11 protein-coding genes are annotated in these 19,127 nt (G+C 74.8%); 5 read left to right on the forward strand and 6 right to left on the reverse strand.

From position 1 onward, the window contains the following. Positions 1 to 64: 64 nt before the first annotated feature. The gene (locus tag AB0F01_RS20335) at positions 65 to 7,435 is read left to right on the forward strand and encodes an SDR family NAD(P)-dependent oxidoreductase (RefSeq protein WP_362097399.1); all 7,371 of its coding nucleotides are present in this window, start codon (positions 65 to 67) and stop codon (positions 7,433 to 7,435) included. Between the two features lie 205 nt (positions 7,436 to 7,640). Here AB0F01_RS20335 and AB0F01_RS20340 read toward each other — a convergent pair whose 3' ends face one another. After that, positions 7,641 to 8,012 (reverse strand): NTP pyrophosphohydrolase, encoded by a 372-nt coding sequence (locus AB0F01_RS20340; protein ID WP_362097401.1) that lies wholly within the window; start codon positions 8,010 to 8,012, stop codon positions 7,641 to 7,643. An 80-nt stretch (positions 8,013 to 8,092) separates the two neighbouring features. Here AB0F01_RS20340 and AB0F01_RS20345 point away from each other — a divergent pair, with 80 nt between their 5' ends. Then, positions 8,093 to 9,178 (forward strand): hypothetical protein, encoded by a 1,086-nt coding sequence (locus tag AB0F01_RS20345; RefSeq protein WP_362097404.1) that lies wholly within the window; start codon positions 8,093 to 8,095, stop codon positions 9,176 to 9,178. Positions 9,179 to 9,324: 146 nt separating this feature from the next. Here the strand turns inward: AB0F01_RS20345 and AB0F01_RS20350 are convergent, their stop codons facing one another. The 5 genes from AB0F01_RS20350 to AB0F01_RS20370 all read right to left on the reverse strand — a co-directional run bounded on the left by AB0F01_RS20350 (position 9,325) and on the right by AB0F01_RS20370 (position 16,305). Next, positions 9,325 to 11,454 (reverse strand): 3-hydroxyacyl-CoA dehydrogenase NAD-binding domain-containing protein, encoded by a 2,130-nt coding sequence (locus AB0F01_RS20350; protein ID WP_362097406.1) that lies wholly within the window; start codon positions 11,452 to 11,454, stop codon positions 9,325 to 9,327. Continuing rightward, positions 11,451 to 12,668: an acetyl-CoA C-acyltransferase gene (locus AB0F01_RS20355; protein ID WP_362097409.1), complete on the reverse strand. Its 1,218-nt coding sequence runs from the start codon at positions 12,666 to 12,668 to the stop codon at positions 11,451 to 11,453. Before AB0F01_RS20355 ends, AB0F01_RS20350 begins: the two co-directional genes overlap by 4 nt. Before the next feature lie 232 nt (positions 12,669 to 12,900). Further along, positions 12,901 to 14,190 (reverse strand): ribonuclease D, encoded by a 1,290-nt coding sequence (locus tag AB0F01_RS20360; protein WP_362097412.1) that lies wholly within the window; start codon positions 14,188 to 14,190, stop codon positions 12,901 to 12,903. Positions 14,191 to 14,399: 209 nt separating this feature from the next. Beyond that, positions 14,400 to 15,062, reverse strand: a complete 663-nt coding sequence (locus AB0F01_RS20365) for a response regulator transcription factor (RefSeq protein ID WP_006130493.1) — start codon at positions 15,060 to 15,062, stop codon at positions 14,400 to 14,402. A 568-nt stretch (positions 15,063 to 15,630) separates the two neighbouring features. Further along, the gene (locus AB0F01_RS20370; protein ID WP_362097415.1) at positions 15,631 to 16,305 is read right to left on the reverse strand and encodes a DUF3000 domain-containing protein; all 675 of its coding nucleotides are present in this window, start codon (positions 16,303 to 16,305) and stop codon (positions 15,631 to 15,633) included. A 179-nt stretch (positions 16,306 to 16,484) separates the two neighbouring features. Here AB0F01_RS20370 and hemE point away from each other — a divergent pair, with 179 nt between their 5' ends. The 3 genes from hemE to AB0F01_RS20385 all read left to right on the forward strand — a co-directional run bounded on the left by hemE (position 16,485) and on the right by AB0F01_RS20385 (position 19,089). After that, positions 16,485 to 17,552: a uroporphyrinogen decarboxylase gene (gene hemE, locus AB0F01_RS20375; RefSeq protein ID WP_362097418.1), complete on the forward strand. Its 1,068-nt coding sequence runs from the start codon at positions 16,485 to 16,487 to the stop codon at positions 17,550 to 17,552. Positions 17,553 to 17,782: 230 nt separating this feature from the next. Then, complete coding sequence (locus AB0F01_RS20380; protein WP_362097421.1) at positions 17,783 to 18,235, forward strand: nitroreductase family deazaflavin-dependent oxidoreductase; 453 nt, start codon at positions 17,783 to 17,785, stop codon at positions 18,233 to 18,235. Between the two features lie 293 nt (positions 18,236 to 18,528). Next, on the forward strand, positions 18,529 to 19,089 hold the full coding sequence (locus AB0F01_RS20385) for a PadR family transcriptional regulator (RefSeq protein ID WP_362097424.1): 561 nt from the start codon (positions 18,529 to 18,531) through the stop codon (positions 19,087 to 19,089). The last annotated feature ends 38 nt before the right edge of the window (positions 19,090 to 19,127 follow it).

Below are 19,127 nucleotides of genomic sequence, written 5' to 3' on the forward strand. Positions count from 1 at the left end.
GTTGACCCTTTCCGTCCGCTTCAATCCGCTGGAAGCTCGGCAATCGGTGTAAAGGGGCGGGAACTTGGCGACGCAGCAGCATGAACGGGCCGTGGCAGTGGTGGGCGTGGGCTGCCGGCTCCCCGGAGGGATCACGGACCTGGACGGGCTGTGGTCCGTGCTGCGCGACGGACGGGACATGGTCGGCGAGATGCCCGCCGACCGGCTGCCCCGGGACCGGATGGTCGACCCGGGGACGGTCCGGCCCGGCCGCAGCTACACCGCCGCCGGCGGCTTCCTTCAGGACGTCGCCTCGTTCGACGCCGCCTACTTCGGCATGTCCCCGGCGGAGGCCCGGCACATCGACCCGCAGCAGCGACTGCTGCTGGAGATGGCCGCCGAGGCCCTGGACGACGCCGCCCTCCCCGCCGGGTCCCTGGCCGGCTCGGACACCTGCGTGTACGTGGGCATCTCCGACCCCGGCTACGGCGTGAGCCTGTCGATGATGCAGAACCACACGAGCCCGCACACCATGCCCGGCGCCACCCTGTCCATCGCGGCGAACCGGCTGTCGTACGCCTTCGACCTGCGCGGGCCGAGCATGGCCGTCGACACGGCCTGCTCCTCCGCCCTGGTCGCCCTGGACCGGGCCTGCCGCACCCTGCGCGAGGGCCCCGGCCGCGTCGCCCTGGCGGGCGGCGTCAACGTGCTGTCCAGCCCTCACTCCTTCGCCGGGTTCTCCTACGCGGGCATGCTGTCCCGGCGCGGACGCTGCGCGGCGTTCTCCGCCGACGCCGACGGCTTCGTGCGCGCCGAGGGCGGCGCCGTGCTCGTCCTCAAGCGCCTCACGGACGCGCTGGCGGACGGCGACCGGATCCACGCCGTCCTGGCCGCCACCGGCAACAACACCGACGGCCGCAGCACCGGCATGGTCGTGCCCAGCGCCGAGACCCAGGAGGCGCTGCTGCACACGGTCTACGCGGAGGCCGGCATCGACCCGGACGACCTGGTGTACGTCGAGGCCCACGGCACCGGCACCCAGGTCGGCGACCCGGCGGAGGCCGAGGCCATCGGCCGGGCGCTGGGCCGGCCCCGCCGCGGCGGCCCGCTGCCGATCGGCTCGGTGAAGTCGAACGTCGGCCACCTGGAACCCGCCTCCGGGATGGCCGGCCTGCTCAAGGCCATCCTGGTGCTGCGCCACCGGCTGGTGCCGGCGTCCCTGCACGCCCGCCCCCTCAACCCCGGGATCGACTTCGACGGACTCGGACTGGCCCCGGCCGTCGACCCCGTGCCGGTGGAGGTGGGGGAGCGGTCCGCGGTGGGAGTGAGCGCCTTCGGCTTCGGCGGTGCCAACGCCCACGCCGTCCTCACCCCGCCCCCCGCCGCCCCGCGGCCCGGCCCGCGACCGGTGCCGGACGGGCGCCCGCTGCCCCTGGTCGTGACCGCGCGGTCCCCCAAGGCCCTCCAGCAGATGACCGCCCGCATGGCGGACCGGCTGCGGCGGACCGGACCCGAGGAGTTCTACGACCTCGCCCACACCGCCACCGTGCGGCGCACCGCCCACCCCCACCGCGCCGCCGTCCTGGCCGCGGACCCGGGGGACGCCGCCCGGCAGCTGGACCGGCTGTCCGCCGCCGAACCCGCCCGCGGGGCCACCGTGCGCGCCGGCGAGCGGGACGGCGTCGCCTTCGTGTTCTCCGGCAACGCCTCCCAGTGGCCGGGCATGGCCGCCGACCTCCTGGAGGGGGAACCGGCCTTCCGCGAGGCCGTCGAACGGGCCGACGCGGCCCTCGCCCCCCACCTGGGGTGGTCGGTCGCCAAGGAACTGGCCCACCCGTCACCCCCGAAGTGGCGGCGCACCGAGGTGGCCCAGCCCGCCCTCTTCGCCGTCCAGGTGGGCCTGACCGCACTCCTCGCCTCGCACGGAGTGCGCCCGCGGGCGGTGGCCGGGCACAGCGTCGGCGAGGTCGCCGCCGCCCACGCCGCCGGCGTCCTGACCCTGGAACAGGCCGCGCTGGTCATCGCCGAGCGCAGCCGCACCCAGGGCGCCACGGCGGGCCGGGGCCGCATGGCCGCCGTCGGCCTGCCCGAGGCGGAGGCCCGCGAGGAACTGGCCCGCCACGGCGGCGCACTGGAGATCGCCGGCATCAACAGCGAGAGGGACGTGACCGTCGCCGGGGACGCCGACGCACTGGCCGCCTGGGGCGCCGAACTCGCCGGTCGGGGCGTCTTCTTCCGCGAACTGGACCTCGACTACGCCTTCCACAGCCGGGCCATGGACCCCATCAGGGAGCCCCTGCTCGACGCGCTCGGCGGACTCGAACCCGCCCCCGCCGCCGTCCCGTTCCTCTCCACCGTCACCGGCACCGCGCTGAACGGCCCGGAACTCGACGCCGCCTACTGGTGGCGCAACGTCCGCGAACCCGTCCGCTTCGCCGAGGCCGCGGGCCTGCTCGCCGCCGAACACGCCGGTGTCCTGGTCGAGATCGGCCCGCACCCGGTGCTGCGCCCCTACCTGCGCCGCACCGGCGCCACCTGCGTCGCCACCCTGCACCGTGACGGCGACGGCCCCCGCGAGACCGCGGCGGCCGTGGCCGCCGTCCTCGCCGCCGACACCGCCACCGACTGGGGCCACCACTTCCCCCGGCCGGGCCGGGTCACCGACCTGCCCGCCTACGCCTGGCAGCACGAACGGCACTGGCACGGCACCGCGCACGACCTGGTGGCCGGCACCAGCGGCAGCGGCGTGCTCGAGCATCCGCTGGTCGGCGAGCGCATGCCCGCCCCGCACCCCGTGTGGCACGGCACCGTCGAACCGCAGCTCGTGCCCTGGCTGGGCGACCACCGCATCGGCGACGACGTCCTCATGCCGGCCGCCGCCTACGTCGAGATGGCCCTGAGCGCCGGCCGGCGGGCCCTGGAACGGCCGGTCGAGGTACGACACCTGGAGATCGGCCGCCCGCTGTCCCTGCCGTGGCCCGACCCCACACCGGTCGCCCTGCAGACCGCCGTCACCCCCGACGACGGCGCCCTCACCGTCAGCGTCCGCGAGGAACACGGCGGGGAGTGCCTGCCCGTCGTACGCGCCCAGGTCCGCACCCTGCTCGGCACGGCCCCGGCCCCGCTCGACGTCGACGCGCTGCGGGCCCGCTGCGACCGCGCCGTCCACGGCCCGGACTTCTACCGGACGTGCCAGGACATCGGCCTGAACTGCGGGCCCCACTTCCAGCTCATCGACCGCGTCGACGTCGGTGCGGACGAGGTCCTCGTCAGCTACCGGCTGGAGCACGACGCCGACGCCTACACCGCCCACCCCGTCCTGCTCGACGCGCCGCTGCAGGCCACCGTGGCCCTCGCCGGGGCGGAGGCGGAGGCCGCCGCGTTCCTGCCGACCGTCTTCAACGCCGTACGCGTGTGGCGCACCCCCGCGCCCACCGGCCTGGCGCACCTGCGCCGCCGCAGCCGCAGCGCCAACGAGATCTGCTGGGACATCACCTACACCGACCCCGACGGCACGGTCACCGTCGAGATCGACGGCTGCCGCACCCGCCGCGGCCACCTGGGTCAGCACACCCCGCTGACCGTGCAGCGCACCGTGCTGCGGGCCGCCCCCCGCCCGACGGACCCCGCCCCGCCCTCCCCGCTGCCCACGCCCACCGAGGTCGCCCGGGCCGCCGGGCCGCGCATCGCCGCCGCCCGCGCCGCCCTGGAGACCAGCGGCCACCGCCGGTTCACCGACGCCGCCCGACGGGCCGGCGCCCACTGCTGGGCCGACACCCTCCACGGCCTGCTCGCCGACCCGGCGGCCCCCTTCACGATGACCGACCTGGTGGCCGGGGGCCTCCAGCCCCGGCACCGGCGCCTGGTACGGCTGATGCTGCCCCTGCTGGCCGAGCACGGCCTCGCCCGTCGGACAGGGGAGAACTGGCAGCTGACCGGCGAGGAGATCCACGCCGAGGCCGCACTGCGCCAACTGGTGGAGGACCATCCCGCGTTCGGCGCCGAGACGCTGCTCCTCAACCGGCACCTGTGCCGGCTGCCCGAGGTGGTCCGGGGACGCACCGACGCGCGTGAGCTGCTGCCGGCCGGGGACAGCGCCCACGAACAGCTCCACGAGACGGGCCCCGCCCACCGCTTCACCCACCGGGCCGTGCAGGCGCTCCTCGACGACATCGTCGCCCGCTGGCCCGCCGACCGCCCGCTGCGCGTGCTGGAGTTCGGCGCGACCACCACCGCCCTGACGGCCGCCGCCCTGCCCGCCCTGCCGGCCGACCGGACCCGCTACACCTGCGCCGCCACCACCGACGGCGTGCTCGCCCGCGCCCAACACCGCTTCGCCGGCCACGACGTCGTCGAACACCGGATCCTGGACCCGGACGCCGACCCGGCCGGCCAGGGCCTGCCCGCGGGCGGTTTCGACCTCGTCCTCGCGGGCGACGCCCTGCACGCCACCACCGACCTCGCCACCACCCTGCGCCGGCTGCACACCCTGCTCGCACCCGGCGGGCACCTGCTGGCGACCGAACCGCACCAGGCCCCGCTCCAGGCGCTCCTGGCCGGCACCCGGGACGACTTCTGGGAGCGCGGCGACCACACCCTGCGCCCGGTGTCCCGCGTCCTGCCCCGCGAGGCGTGGGCCCCGCTGCTGCGACAGTGCGGCTTCTCCGGTGTGGCACAGACCGGGCCCGAGGACCGTTCCGTCCTGCTCGCCGCGGCGGACCACGACCGCGAGCCGGACGCCGGGCTCCCGCGCCCGCTGCCCGGCACCACCTGGGTCGTCGCCGTCGAGGACGAGACCGAGACCGCCACCGCGCGGGCGCTGGCCGCCCACCTCGGCCGGGCGGCCGTCGTCCCCGCGCCCGACGGGACCGCCGCCTGGCGCGAGGTGCTCCCCGCGGACTCCGCACCGCACGTCGTCCTGCTGCTCGCCGCCCCCGGCCCGCACGACCTCGTCCCCCGGACCACCCGCCGGGCGGCCCTGCTGCGCTCCCTCGCCGCGGCCTGCGACGGCACGGGCGGCGACGCCGGCCCGCGGGTCTGGCTCGTCACCCGCCCCACCGGCCTCTTCCCCGCCCCCGACCAGCCGTCCCACCCGGTCGACGCGGCCGTCTGGGCGGCCTGCCGCACCCTCGCCAACGAACGCCCCGACCTGCGGCTGCGCCGCCTGTCCTGCCACCGCACCGAGGACGCCGACGCCGACGCCCGCCGCCTGGCCGCGGAACTCCTCACCCCCGAGGACGACCAGGACGCCGCCGAGGACGAGATCGTCCTGACCGCCGGCGGCCGGTTCGTCCCCCGGCACGTCCAGCACCCGGCACAGGAGCCGCCCGCCGTCCCCGCCGGCACGCCGTACGTCCTCGAAGCCCGCGATCCGGGCCTGCGCCGGCGGCTGGTCTGGCGGCAGACGGACCCGGGCGAACCCGGGCCGGGCGAGGTGGCCCTGGAGATGCGGGCCGTGGCCCTCAACTACCGCGACCCGATGCGGGCCAACGGCCTGCTCCCGCCCGAGGCCGTGGAGAACAGCCCGATCGGGCGCGGACTCGGCACCGACGGCGCCGGCGTCGTGCGGGCCGTGGGACCGGGCGTGACGCACCTGAAGCCCGGCGACCGGGTGTGCGGCCTGGTGCCCGCCGCCCTCGCCTCCCACGCGACGACCTCCGCCTCCGCCGTCGTCCGCATCCCCGAAGGGCTGGACTTCACGGAAGCGGCGACCTTCCCCGTCGCCTTCCTGACCGTCCACCAGACCCTGGTCCACCAGGCCCGCCTCGCCCCCGGGGAGACCGTGCTGGTGCACGGCGGAGCCGGCGCCGTGGGCCTGGCCGTCCTGCAGTGCGCCCGCCGGCAGGGCGCCCGCGTCATCGCCACCGCCGGCACCGAGACCAAGCGGGACCTGCTGCGCACCCTCGGCGCGGAGCACGTGCTCGACTCCCGCGGGCTGGACTTCGTCCCCCGGGTACGGGAACTGACCGGCGGCAGGGGAGTCGACGTCCTGGTGAACTCCCTCAGCGGCGAGGCCATCAGCCAGGGCCTGGACCTGCTGCGCCCCAACGGCCGCTTCATCGAACTGGGCAAGCGGGACATCTTCCTCAACAACCCCATCACGCTCCGCCCGTTCGACCGCAGCGTCACCTTCATCGGCTTCAACCTCGACACCGTCATCGACTCACCGGAACTGCGTCCCCGGCTCGTGGAGGACTTCGAGGCGGAGGCCGCCGCGGGCACCTACCGGCCGCTTCCCCACACCATCCACCCCGCCGCGCGGGTCGACGAGGCCTTCCACCTCCTCCAGCACTCCCGGCACACCGGCAAGGTCGTCGTCACCTTCGACCCCCTGGACGAGCCCGTCCCCGTGGAGCCCGCGCCCGCCGCCCTCCGCCTCGACGCCGGGGGCACCTACCTGATCACCGGCGGACTGAGCGGACTCGGCGCCGCCACCGCCCGCCACCTCGCCGACCGCGGGGCCCGCCACCTGGCCCTGCTCTCCCGCGGCGGACCCGACGCCCCCGGGGCGCCCGCCCTGCTGCGGGAACTGGCCGACCGGGGCGTACACGCCACCGCCCACGCCGCCGACGTCACCGACGAGGCCGCGCTGCGCCGGGTCCTGGACGCCGTCGCCGCCACCGGGCACCCCCTGCGCGGGGTGGTGCACGCGGCGATGCACCTGGACGACGCGGTGCTGGCCGACCTCACCGACGACCGGTTCGCCGCCGTCCTGGCCCCCAAGGCGGCGGGCGCCGCACTGCTGGACCGGCTCACCGCCGGCCTCGACCTCGACCTGTTCCTCACCTACTCCTCCGTCTCCGCCGGCATCGGCAACCCGGGGCAGGCCGCCTACGCGGCGGCCAACGCCTACCTGGAGGCCCTCACCCGGGCCCGGCGCGCCGGCGGCCGGACGGGTACGGCACTGGCCTGGGGGCCGATCGGCGAGACCGGTTACGTCGCCCGCAGCGGCATGGGCCCCACGATGACCGCGCGCGGCCTGGAACTGCTCACCCCCGCCGAGGTCCTGGCCACCGCCGACCGCCTCCTGTCGGCCGGAACCGACGTCGCCGGCGCGGGCCGCTACCGCTGGGGCGCCGCCCGCCCTCTGCTGCCCGCCCTGGCCACCCCCCGGTTCGCCGGGCTGGTCCCCACGTCCGCCGCGTCCTCCCCGGACGCCCGCCACGAACTCCTGGGCAGCCTCGCGGGTCTCCCCGCGGACGAGGCGGTGCACAGGATCACCGAGACGGTCACCCAGCTCCTCGCCGGTGTCCTGCAGACCGCCCCCGAGGCCCTCGATCCCGCGCTCAACGTCACCGACTTCGGACTCGACTCCCTGCTGGGCACGCAGTTCCTGGTGCAGGCGCGGGAACTCTTCGACGTCCGTCTCGGACCGGCCGACCTGGCCACCGGCCGCACGCTGACCCACCTCGCCCGTCTGATCCACCAGCGCCTGGGCGCGGACACCGACGGTTAGGGCGGCCGCACCAGGCGACGTCCGCCCCGTCGCGACGCCCGGCACGCACGCTCGCCGCACCGGCCGAAAGCCCGAGTACGTCCCGTACGAGGGCTTCCCTCCGGTACACCGGGAGCACCGACCGGACGCCGCTTCTCGACGGGCGGACGTCGACTGCCGCGGCACCAGGGCGTGTTTCCCCGGCGGGCCCCGGGCGCCGCCGGTCTCAGCGGGGCGCGGACCGCGGACCGGCGACGTCCGCGCCCAGCGCGGTCACCCGGCGGCGCAGCTCGCGGTCGGCGGTGATCACCAGGACGGGGCGGTCGCCCGCCCGGGACACCAGCTCGACCATGTGGTCGTCCCCGCTGCCGGGCGCCGATTCCACACGGACGCCCGGCACCGGCTCCACCCCGCGCGCCGCGCCCTCCACCACCAGGACGATCTCCAGCGGCCCGGTGCGGCCGGGCAGGCCGTCGGCGGCCAGACGGTCCCGCAGCCGCTCGGCGGCGCCGCGCCGGTCCCGCCACCAGCCGTCGGGGACGGAACCGACCACGTTCGCGGCGTCGACGATCACGAGCGGAACGGTGCTGTCGTTCATGCACTCAGGGTCCCACGGACACCCCCGCGGGAGCCCGGCCCCCGGCGTCGCGGTCGAACACGCCTGCATAAGGTGAACAGGTGAACGGCGACTGGCTCCTCCGCGGCCGAGACGGCCGCCTCACCGTGTACCTGCCGTCGGACGACGCCGTCCTGTGCCGCGCGGAACTCGCCCCCGGCGGCCCCTGGGAGCCGCCCCGCCGGATCGGCGGCGACCAGCGACTGCTCCCGGGCGCGGCGGTCGGCCGGGGCGCCGACGGGTACGCCCATCTGGCCGCCTGGCGGCCCACCGGGAACGGGCAGGCGGGCCTGGTCCACTCCACCCACTTCCGGCCCCGGCTCGCGCCCCTGGACTGGCAGCCCGTCGGGCACCCCGCCTCCCAGGGCGAGCGCACCGGGACACCGGCCGTCGCCGTCGACGCGCAGGGCCGGGCCCACGTGGTCGTACCCACCGCGTCGGGCGGGCTCGCCCTGCGGGTGCAGAAGGAGAAGGGCGGCTGGGAACCCTGGCGGCCGCCGCGGCGCGCGGACGCCGAGGGCGGCGACGGCGCCGACCGGGACGGTGCCGCCGACGACGCCGACCCGGACGGGTCGCCGGGCGTCCGCGGCGCCCCCGTGGCCGTGACCGCTGGCTCGGGCCGCGTCGAGGTGTACGCGGCCGTGCCGGGCGGCCTCCGGCGCTGGATCCAGGACGAGTCCGCCGGACCGCTCGTCCCGGCGGGGCGCGTCGACGCGCCGGTGCGGCCGGACACCCTGCGGGCCCTGGCCACCTCCGCCGGGCACACCACCTGCTACTTCACCGACGAACACGGCGAGCTGTGCGCCTGGCGGGCGGGAACCGATCCGGTCCCCCTGCTGGCCGCGGCCGGCCCCGGCCCGGTCTCCGCGGTGCGCTGCACCATCCAGGGCCACGACTGCACGGTGCTCGCCCAGCGCTCGGCGAGCGGCCGGGTCGCCTTCGCCGCGTACCCCACCGAGCAGGAGGCGGCGGGCGCCTGGTGGACCGAGTCGGGTCCCGCGCTGCCCGCCGACGCCCGGGTCGCGCTGGCCCTCGACGAGCACGAGGAGCTGGTGGCGGCCACCCTGTCGCCGTCCGCCGGCACCCTGCGGCTCACCCGCCGCAAGGACGAACCGGGGCTCGCGCTGCGGGCCTGGCAGGAGGTCTGACGGGGCGGCGTACCGGCCGGCGGGCTCCGGCCCGCCGGCCCGCGCGTCCGCCGACGACATCCGCCGACGACAGAGGGGCGGGCCGCACGGATCCTCTCCGTGCGGCCCGCCCCTCTCACTGCCGGGTGCGGCTCAGAGGCGTGGGGTCACGCCGGGACGCTCGCGACGCCCGGGGCGAGGAACCGCTTGCCGTTGACCCGCTCGGAGACGCCCTCGCGGTCCAGGTACGGCGTGATGCCGCCCAGGTGGAACGGCCAGCCGGCGCCGGTGATCAGGCACAGGTCGATGTCCTGGGCCTCGGCGACGACGCCCTCGTCGAGCATGAGCCCGATCTCCTGCGCCACCGCGTCCAGCACCCGCGCCCGCACCTGCTCCTCGGTGAGGACGGTGTCGCCCTGCTGCAGCAGCGCGGCGACCTCCGGGTCCAGCTCCGGCTTGCCGCTGTCGTAGACGTAGAAGCCGCGCTTGCCGGCCTCGACGACCCGCTTGAGGTTCGGGGAGACGGTGAAGCGCTCCGGGAAGGCCCGGTTGAGCGTCTCGGAGACGTGCAGACCGATCGCCGGCCCGACCAGCTCCAGCAGCACCAGCGGCGACATCGGCAGCCCGAGCGGCTCGACGGCCTTCTCGGCCACCTCGACCGGGGTGCCCTCGTCGATGACGTTCTGGATCTCGCCCATGAAGCGGGTCAGGATGCGGTTCACCACGAACGCCGGGGCGTCCTTGACGAGCACCGCGGTCTTCTTCAGCTTCTTGGCGACACCGAACGCCGTGGCCAGCGAGGCGTCGTCGGTCTGCTCGCCGCGCACGATCTCCAGCAGCGGCAGCACCGCGACCGGGTTGAAGAAGTGGAAGCCGACGACCCGCTCGGGGTGCTTCAGCTTCGACGCCATCTCCGACACGGACAGCGAGGAGGTGTTGGTGGCGAGGATCGCGTGTGCCGGGGCGACCGCCTCGACCTCGGCGAACACCTGCTGCTTGACGCCCATCTCCTCGAACACGGCCTCGATGACGAAGTCCGCGTCCGCGAAGCCCTCGGCCTTGTCCAGCACGCCGGTCACCAGGGCCTTGAGGCGGTTGGCCTTGTCCTGGTTGATCCGGCCCTTGCCGAGCAGCTTGTCGATCTCGGCGTGGACGTAGCCGACGCCCTTGTCGATGCGCTCCTGGTCGATGTCGGTCAGCACGACCGGCACCTCCAGGCGGCGCAGGAACAGCAGCGCGAGCTGGGAGGCCATCAGACCGGCGCCGACGACACCGACCTTGGTGACCGGGCGGGCCAGGCTCTTGTCCGGGGCGCCGGCGGGGCGCTTGCCGCGCTTCTGCACCAGGTTGAACGCGTAGATGCCGGACCGCAGTTCGCCGCCCATGATCAGGTCGGCCAGCGCCTGGTCCTCGGCGTCGTAGCCCTTCTGCAGGTCACCGTCCTTGGCGGCGGCGATGATGTCCAGGGCGCGGTAGGCGGCCGGGGCGGCGCCGTGCACCTTGGAGTCCGCGATCGCGCGGCCCCGGGCGACGGCCTGGTCCCAGCCCTCGCCGCGGTCGATCACCGGGCGCTCGACCGCGATCTCGCCCTTGAGGACGGCCGCGGTCCAGATCAGCGACTGCTCCAGGAAGTCCGCGCCCTCGAAGATCGCGTCCGCGATGCCGAGTTCGTGGACCTGCTTGCCCTTGAGCTGCTTGTTCTGGTTCAGGCTGTTCTCGATGATCACCGAGACGGCCTTGTCGGCGCCGATCAGGTTCGGCAGCAGCGTGCAGCCGCCCCAGCCCGGCACCAGACCGAGGAAGACCTCGGGCAGGGAGAACGCGGGCAGCGCCGCGGACACCGTGCGGTAGGTGCAGTGCAGACCGACCTCGACGCCACCGCCCATGGAGGCGCCGTTGTAGTACGCGAAGGTCGGCACGGCCAGCTTCGACAGCCGCTTGAAGACGTCGTGGCCGCCCTTGCCGATGGCGAGCGCGTCCTCGTGGCGCTTCAGCAGCTCGACGCCCTTGAGGTCGGCGCCGACGGCGAAGATGAACGGCTTGCCGGTGACGCCGACGCCGACGATGTCGCCGTCCGCGGCCTCCTTCTCGACCTGGTCGATCGCGGCGTCGATGTTCGCCAGCGACTGCGGGCCGAGCGTGGTCGGCTTGGTGTGGTCGTGACCGTTGTCCAGCGTGATCAGCGCGAACCGGCCCGCGCCCAGCGGCAGGTCGAAGTGGCGTACGTGCGCCTGGGTGACGACCTCGCCGGGGAACAGCTCGGCCGCACCCTTCAGAAGCTCTGCGGTGGTGCTCACTTGTCCCCCTCGAAGTGCGGGTTCTCCCAGATGACCGTGGCGCCCATGCCGAAGCCGACGCACATGGTGGTGAGGCCGTAGCGGACCTGCGGCTGCTCCTCGAACTGCCGGGCCAGCTGCGTCATCAGCCGGACACCGGAGGAGGCCAGCGGGTGGCCGAAGGCGATGGCGCCGCCGTACTGGTTGACGCGGGCGTCGTCGTCGGCGATGCCGTAGTGCTCCAGGAACGCGAGGACCTGGACGGCGAAGGCCTCGTTGATCTCGAACAGGCCGATGTCGGAGATCGACAGCCCGGCCTGGGCGAGGGCCTTCTCGGTGGCCGGGATCGGGCCGTAGCCCATGACCTCGGGCTCGACGCCCGCGAAGGCGTAGGAGACCAGGCGCATCTTCACCGGCAGGTCGTGCTCGCGGGCGAAGTCCTCGGAGGCGATGAGGGAGGCGGTGGCGCCGTCGTTCAGACCGGCCGCGTTGCCCGCGGTGACCCGGCCGTGCACGCGGAACGGCGTCTTCAGGCCCGCCAGGTTCTCCAGCGTGGTGCCCGGGCGCATCGGCTCGTCGGCGGTGACCAGGCCCCAGCCGGTCTCACCGGCCTCCTCGTTGGTGCGGCGCACCGAGACCGGTACCAGGTCGGCCTGGATCTTGCCGTTGGCGTACGCCTTGGCGGCCTTCTCCTGGGAGCGGACCGCGTACTCGTCGGCGCGCAGCTTGGTGATGCTCGGGTAGCGGTCGTGCAGGTTCTCCGCGGTCATGCCCATGAACAGGGCGGACTCGTCGACCAGCTTCTCGGAGACGAACCGCGGGTTGGGGTCGACGCCCTCGCCCATCGGGTGGCGGCCCATGTGCTCGACACCGCCCGCGATGGCGACGTCGTACGCGCCGAAGGCGACCGAACCGGCCACCGTGGTGACGGCGGTCAGGGCGCCGGCGCACATGCGGTCGATGGAGTACCCGGGGACCGAGGTGGGCAGGCCGGCCAGGATCCCGGCCGTGCGGCCGATGGTCAGGCCCTGGTCGCCGATCTGCGTGGTCGCGGCGACGGCGACCTCGTCGATCTTCTTGGGGTCGAGACCGGGGTTGCGGCGCAGCAGCTCCCGGATCGCCTTCACGACGAGGTCGTCGGCGCGGGTCTCGTGGTAGATGCCCTTCGGGCCCGCCTTGCCGAACGGGGTGCGGACGCCGTCGACGAAGACGACGTCCCTGACGGTACGAGGCACGATTGGCTCTCCTCCAGGGTGCGGGATGGCACTGCTGCGGCACGCCAGCACTGAGCGCGCGCTCAGGCCCATGCTACTTGTGGGTAACGTAGCTGCCCAGTCCCGCTGCTCCAAGCGGCGAAGGTCACACCCGCCCGGCGGATGCGCCGCGGCCCCGGACGGGACCGCGACGCCTGGACGGGACGGCGGCCCCCGGACGGGACCGCGGCGGCCACGCGGCCTTCGCCCGCGGCTACGCGTCCTTCGCCTTCAGCGCGTCCACCAGGACCGGGGTCACCAGCTCCACCTGCCACGGGCGGGCGCCGTGCCCGGCGAGGGCGGTGCCCACGGTCCCGGCGTCCACGTCCGCCGGGGGCTCCCAGCACACCCGTCGCACCGTGTCCGGCGTGATCAGGTTCTCCTGCGGCAGGTTGAGCCGCTCGGCCAGGGCCGTCACACCGGCCCGCGCGGCGGAGAGGCGGGCCGCGGCGGCCGGGTCCTTGTCCGCCCAGGCGCGCGGCGGAGGGGGACCGTTCACCGGCTGGCCCGGCTGGGGCAGCTGCGACTCGCTCAGCGCCTTCGCCCGGTCGACGGCCGCCTGCCACTGCTCCAGTTGGCGCCGGCTGGTGCGCTGCCCGAAGCCGTTCAGCGCGCCGAGCGCCCGGACGTCGGCCGGCAGGGCGAGGGCGGCCTCGACGATGGCGGAGTCGGAGAGCACTTTGCCTGGCGAGACGTCCCGGCGCCGGGCGATCCGGTCCCGGGCCTGCCACAGCTCCCGCACCACGGCCATCTGACGGCGCCGGCGCACCTTGTGCATCCCGGAGGTGCGTCGCCACGGGTCCTTACGGGGCTCGGGCGGGGGAGCGGAGGCGATGGCGTCGAACTCCTGGCGGGCCCACTCCAGCTTGCCCTGGCGCTCCAGCTCCTTCTCCAGCGCGTCCCGCAGGTCGACGAGGAGTTCGACGTCGAGGGCGGCGTAGCGCAGCCAGGGCTCGGGCAGGGGGCGGGTGGACCAGTCGACGGCGGAGTGGCCCTTCTCCAGGACGTAGCCGAGGACGTTCTCCACCATGGCGCCGAGACCCACCCGGGGGAACCCGGCCAGGCGCCCGGCCAGCTCGGTGTCGAAGAGTCCGGTCGGCCGCATCCCTATCTCGCGCAGGCAGGGCAGGTCCTGGGTGGCGGCGTGCAGCACCCACTCGCTGCCGGCCAGCCCTTCGCCCAGCCCGGAGAGGTCGGGGCAGGCCACGGGGTCGATCAGCGCGGTCCCGGCGCCCTCGCGGCGCAGCTGGACCAGATAGGCGCGCTGGCCGTACCGGTAGCCGGAGGCGCGCTCGGCGTCCACGGCGACCGGGCCGCTGCCGGACGCGAACGCGTCGACCACGTCGGCGAGGGCCGCCTCGTCGGTGACGACGGGCGGGATGCCGTCACGGGGTTCCAGCAAGGGGATCGGCGCCTCCGTCGCAGAAGATCGGCCGTCGTCCGGAGGAGCGCCTCCGGTGGTTCGCAGTGAACTGTCTGCTGCGGTGTCGTGGGCGTCGGTCACCTGTCAAGAGTATCCGGGCCACGCGGGCGCCCGCCGACGGAACGTTCCGTCGGCGGGCGCCGGGGGGTCGTGAACCGGTCAGTTCGGTGAACGGGCCGGTGCGGAGGGGCAGGGGACGGCGGGGGAGAGGTCCGGTAAAGGGAGGACGGGGGGAGTCACGGGAGGAAGGACAGGAGGGAGGGACAGCGGGAGGGACGGGACGGCGGGGGTCAGTGGATGATGCCGGTGCGCAGGGCCACCGCCACCATGCCCGCGCGGTCGCCGGTGCCCAGCTTGCGGGCGATGCGCGCGAGGTGGCTCTTGACGGTCAGCGCGGACAGGCCCATCGAGACGCCGATCGCCTTGTTGGACTGGCCCTCCGCCACCAGCCGCAGCACCTCGACCTCACGGCCGGACAGCTCGCGGTAGCCGCCCGGGTGGCTCGGGGCACCCGGGGGGCGGCGGTGCAGCCGCGCGGCGGCGGCACCGATGGGGGCGGCACCGGGGCGGGTGGGGAGCCCGAGGTTGGTGCGGGTGCCGGTGACGACGTAGCCCTTCACTCCGCCGGCCAGCGCGTTGCGCACGGCGCCGATGTCGTCGGCGGCGGACAGGGCCAGCCCGTTGGGCCAGCCCGCGGCGCGGGTCTCGGAGAGGAGCGTGAGGCCGGAGCCGTCCGGCAGGTGTACTTCGGCGACGCAGATGTCGCGGGGGTTGCCGATGCGGGGACGAGCCTCCGCGACGGACGAGGCCTCGATCACGTCACGGACACCGAGCGCCCACAGGTGGCGGGTGACGGTGGAACGGACGCGGGGGTCGGCCACGACGACCATGGCGGTCGGCTTGTTCGGGCGGTAGGCGACCAGGCTTGAGGGCTGCTCGAGAAGAACGGACACCAGGCCTCCTGGGGTGCGGGACGGGGCCGGCTCGTGGGGGGTGAAGCCGGGACGAACCGTGCTTTCAAGGTCACAGTCGTCTTCGGCATCGAACCCGGTCTCCTTTAGAAAATGATCACTTTTCAGTGAGTAGTAATCCGTTCAATTCGGACACACTGTCGATCATTCGAAGACCGAACGGTTTCGGTCCGCGTCGCAACGCTTCCGAAAGTGGCCGTATCGACAAAGTGACGTGCGCGGAGCGCCCCGGAAGCCTCCACAGGGAAGAGAGGGAAGAGCCGGAGGGAGACCCCCGGGGACGGGGGCGGGGGCGGGGACGGGCTGGGGGAGACCTCAGGGGGTGGTCCGGGGGAGACCCGGGAAGGTCCAGGGGGAGGCTAGGGGGAGGCATGGAGGGAGCCCCCAGGGGTGGTCTGGAGGGAACCCCTCTGGGGCAGACCTGAGGGAAGGAACCCTCTGAGCAACCCTCTGAGGAACCCCCTGGGGACTGGGGAAACCCTCCCGGGGTGGCCGGGGCCAGACCCCCGGGACGGCCTGGGGGTGGACCCCTCGGGGACGGACCGGAGGATCAGTGCGACTGGGGTCCCCTGCGCTGCGGGAGTGTCACCACCGAGGCGTCCCCCGACGCGGCCGGCGGCAGCCCCGCCACCTGTGCCAGCAGGTCGCACCACGACACCAGGTGGGTCGCGGTGTCCGGCACCCCGCCCCGGCCCTCCCACGGGGTCCACGAGGCGCGGATCTCGATCTGCGAGGCCGACGGACGCTCCGACAGACCCCCGAAGTAGTGCGAGCTGGCCCGCGTGACCGTGCCGCTCGCCTCGCCGTACGACAGGCCGCGGGCCGACAGTGCCCCGGTCAGCCAGGACCAGCACACGTCCGGCAGCAGCGGGTCCGCCGCCATCTCCGGCTCCAGCTCGGCGCGCACCAGGGTCACCAGACGGAAGGAGCCCTGCCACGCGTCGTGCCCCGCCGGGTCGTACAGCAGCACCAGCCGCCCGTCCGCCAGGTCCTCCTCCCCGTCGACCACCGCCGCCTCCAACGCGTAGGCGAAGGGGGCCAGCCGCTTCGGCGCGGGGGTGGGGTCCAGCTCGATCTGCGGCCGCAGCCGCGCGTTGCGCAATCCCTCCACCGCCGCCCGGAAGGGCGGTGGGAGCGTGCTCCCGTGTCCGGGGTCGTCCCCGGTGCCCTTCCCTTCGTCCGTTCCGCCAGCGCCGTCCGACAGTCGTCCCTGAGCCGCAGCCATGCCGGGAAGATTAAGGGGAAGCGGGCCCCGGTGCAGGGAGGGACACCCGGCCCGCCGGACGCTGTCCGGATCATGGTCGGCGGGCGGTCCACGCCCCGGCGGGCGGCCGGGCGGGTGACCCCCGCCACCCGGGACGCCCGGCGGCCCGACCGCCCCCGCGACATGGGAGACTGGGCGGTGTGAGTGCCAACCTGCGCCCGACGGGCGACCAGCCGACTTCGACGTACGACAGTGCCTTCCTCAAGGCGTGCCGGCGTGAGCCGGTGCCCCACACCCCGGTGTGGTTCATGCGCCAGGCCGGTCGCTCACTGCCCGAGTACCGCAAGGTGCGCGAGGGCATCGGCATGCTCGAGTCCTGCATGCGCCCCGATCTGGTCACCGAGATCACCCTTCAGCCGGTGCGCCGCCACCGGGTCGACGCGGCGATCTACTTCAGCGACATCGTCGTCCCCCTCAAGGCGATCGGCATCGACCTCGACATCAAGCCCGGCGTCGGACCGGTCGTCGAGCAGCCGGTGCGCACCCGCGCCGACCTCGCCCGCCTGCGCGACCTCACCCCCGAGGACGTCAGCTACGTCACCGAGGCCATCGGCCAGCTCACCCGCGAGCTCGGCAGCACCCCGCTGATCGGTTTCGCGGGAGCGCCCTTCACTCTCGCGAGCTACCTCATCGAGGGCGGCCCGTCCCGGACGTACGAGAACGCCAAGGCGATGATGTACGGCGACCCGGAGCTCTGGGCCGACCTGCTCGACCGCCTCGGGGCGATCACCTCCGCCTTCCTGAAGGTGCAGATCGAGGCCGGCGCCTCCGCGGTCCAGCTGTTCGACTCCTGGGCCGGCGCGCTCTCCCCGGCCGACTACCGCCGCTCGGTGCTGCCCGCCTCGGCGAAGGTCCTCGACGCGGTGGCCCACCACGGTGTTCCCCGCATCCACTTCGGCGTCGGCACCGGTGAACTGCTCGGGCTGATGGGCGAGGCCGGCGCGGACGTCGTCGGCGTCGACTGGCGGGTTCCGATGGACGAGGCCGCCCGCCGCGTCGGCCCCGGCAAGGCGCTCCAGGGCAACCTCGACCCGACCGTGCTGTTCGCCGGCCGGGAGGCCGTGGAGGCGAAGACCCGCGAGGTCCTGGCCCAGGCCGAGGGTCTGGAGGGCCACATCTTCAACCTCGGCCACGGCGTCATGCCGAACACCGACCCGGACGCCCTGACCCGGCTGGTGGAGGACGTCCACACGGCGACCGCCCGGTAGGGCCGCCCGTTCCACGCCCACCGGGCCCGAGCCCGGCACCGCACCGCGCGTCCACGGACCCCGGGCCACCCGGCCCGGGGTCCGTGCCGTCCGCCGGTGCCGTTCCGGGCGGGCGGGGGCCGCCGGGTGAGGGCACCGGTCCCGACAGCGGTGGCCGGGAACCGCTCCTTGGTGCTCAAATTTGAGTGGTCGGTGCTAGGGTCCTCCCTCGCGACGGACGGAGTCAGCGGATGAGGGAAGAGGAGAGCGAGGTCCACGACAGCCCGACCGGCTGGGTGGCCGCGCACATACGCCGCTACGTGGCCGGCGAGGGTTCGAGCGGACACCTGCTGTACGGGAAGCCGACGCTGCTGCTCACCACCCGTGGGCGCAGGTCGGGGATGTTGCGGCGCACCGGGCTGATCTACGCGGAGGACGCGGGGAACTACGTCGTCGTCGGCTCCAACGGCGGATCCGACCAGCACCCCCACTGGTACCTCAACCTGCGGGCGGATCCGCGGGTGCGGGTGCAGGTGATCGCCGAGAGGTTCGTGGCCGTCGCCCGGGAGGCGGAGGGGGAGGAGCGGACGCGTCTGTGGGAGGTGATGACCGCGGTGTTCCCGCAGTACGAGAGCTACCGAGGGAAGACCGGCCGCAGGATCCCCGTCGTCGTGCTGGAGCCGCGGCGGGCCGCACCGGAGTGACGGCGGCGCCGCGTCCCGGGTGGGGCGCCGACGCCGTGGCCCGCCCGAGTGGCGCGGGTGCGGCGGGGGCGGCGCTCTCCGCGCCCGCCGTCGGCCGCGGTGGGCCGGGGCGCGGTCCCGCCGCCCGGTGCCGGCCGCGTCGTGACCGGTCGGGGCGTGACAGCCGGGACGTCACGTGCTCGTGGTCGGCGCCACGCCGTGTACTACCGTGGGGGCCGGCCGGCGGGGTCCGGCCGCGATGCGCGCGGTGCCGTACCGGGTCCGCGCCGTGCGGGAGATTCAGCAGGGAGACGATGTCCGCCACGAGACTGCTCGTCCTGGGTGTCGTGCGGATGCACGGCCGGGCGCACGGCTATCTGGTCCGCTCCGAGCTGGTGTCCTGGGGGGCCGACGAGTGGGCCCACATCAAGTTCGGCTCGATCTACCACGCGCTGCGGCAGTTGGCCAAGGACGGGTTACTGAAGGCGACCGAGATCCCCGACTGGCCCGGCCGGGTCGACTACGAGCTGCAGCCCTCCGGTGAGGAGGAGTTCCACCGGCTGCTGCGGGACGCGTTGCGGCAGGGCGGCAACCGGCCCGACGTGCTGGGCGCGGCGCTCGTCCTGCTGCCCGCGCTCGGCCGCGCGGAGGCGATCGCCCTGCTGCGCGAGCGCGTCGCCTCGCTCTCCGCGTCGCAGGAGGAACTGGTCGCCAAGGTGGACGCGTCGGCGGGCGAACGGCCGCAACGGGCCCACATCCGTGAGCTGTTGGGGTTGTGGGAGCACGGTGCGGTGAGCCAGGTCGCCTGGACCGAGGCGCTGATCGGGCGGCTGGAAGCGGGCGCGTACGTCATGGCGGGTGAAGAGGGCGCCTGACCCTTTCCGGCGCGGTCCTTCCGCGCGCGGGCGTGCGG

The sequence above is a fragment of the Streptomyces sp. NPDC029526 genome (assembly GCF_040637405.1).
In the GTDB taxonomy this organism is placed as follows: domain Bacteria; phylum Actinomycetota; class Actinomycetes; order Streptomycetales; family Streptomycetaceae; genus Streptomyces.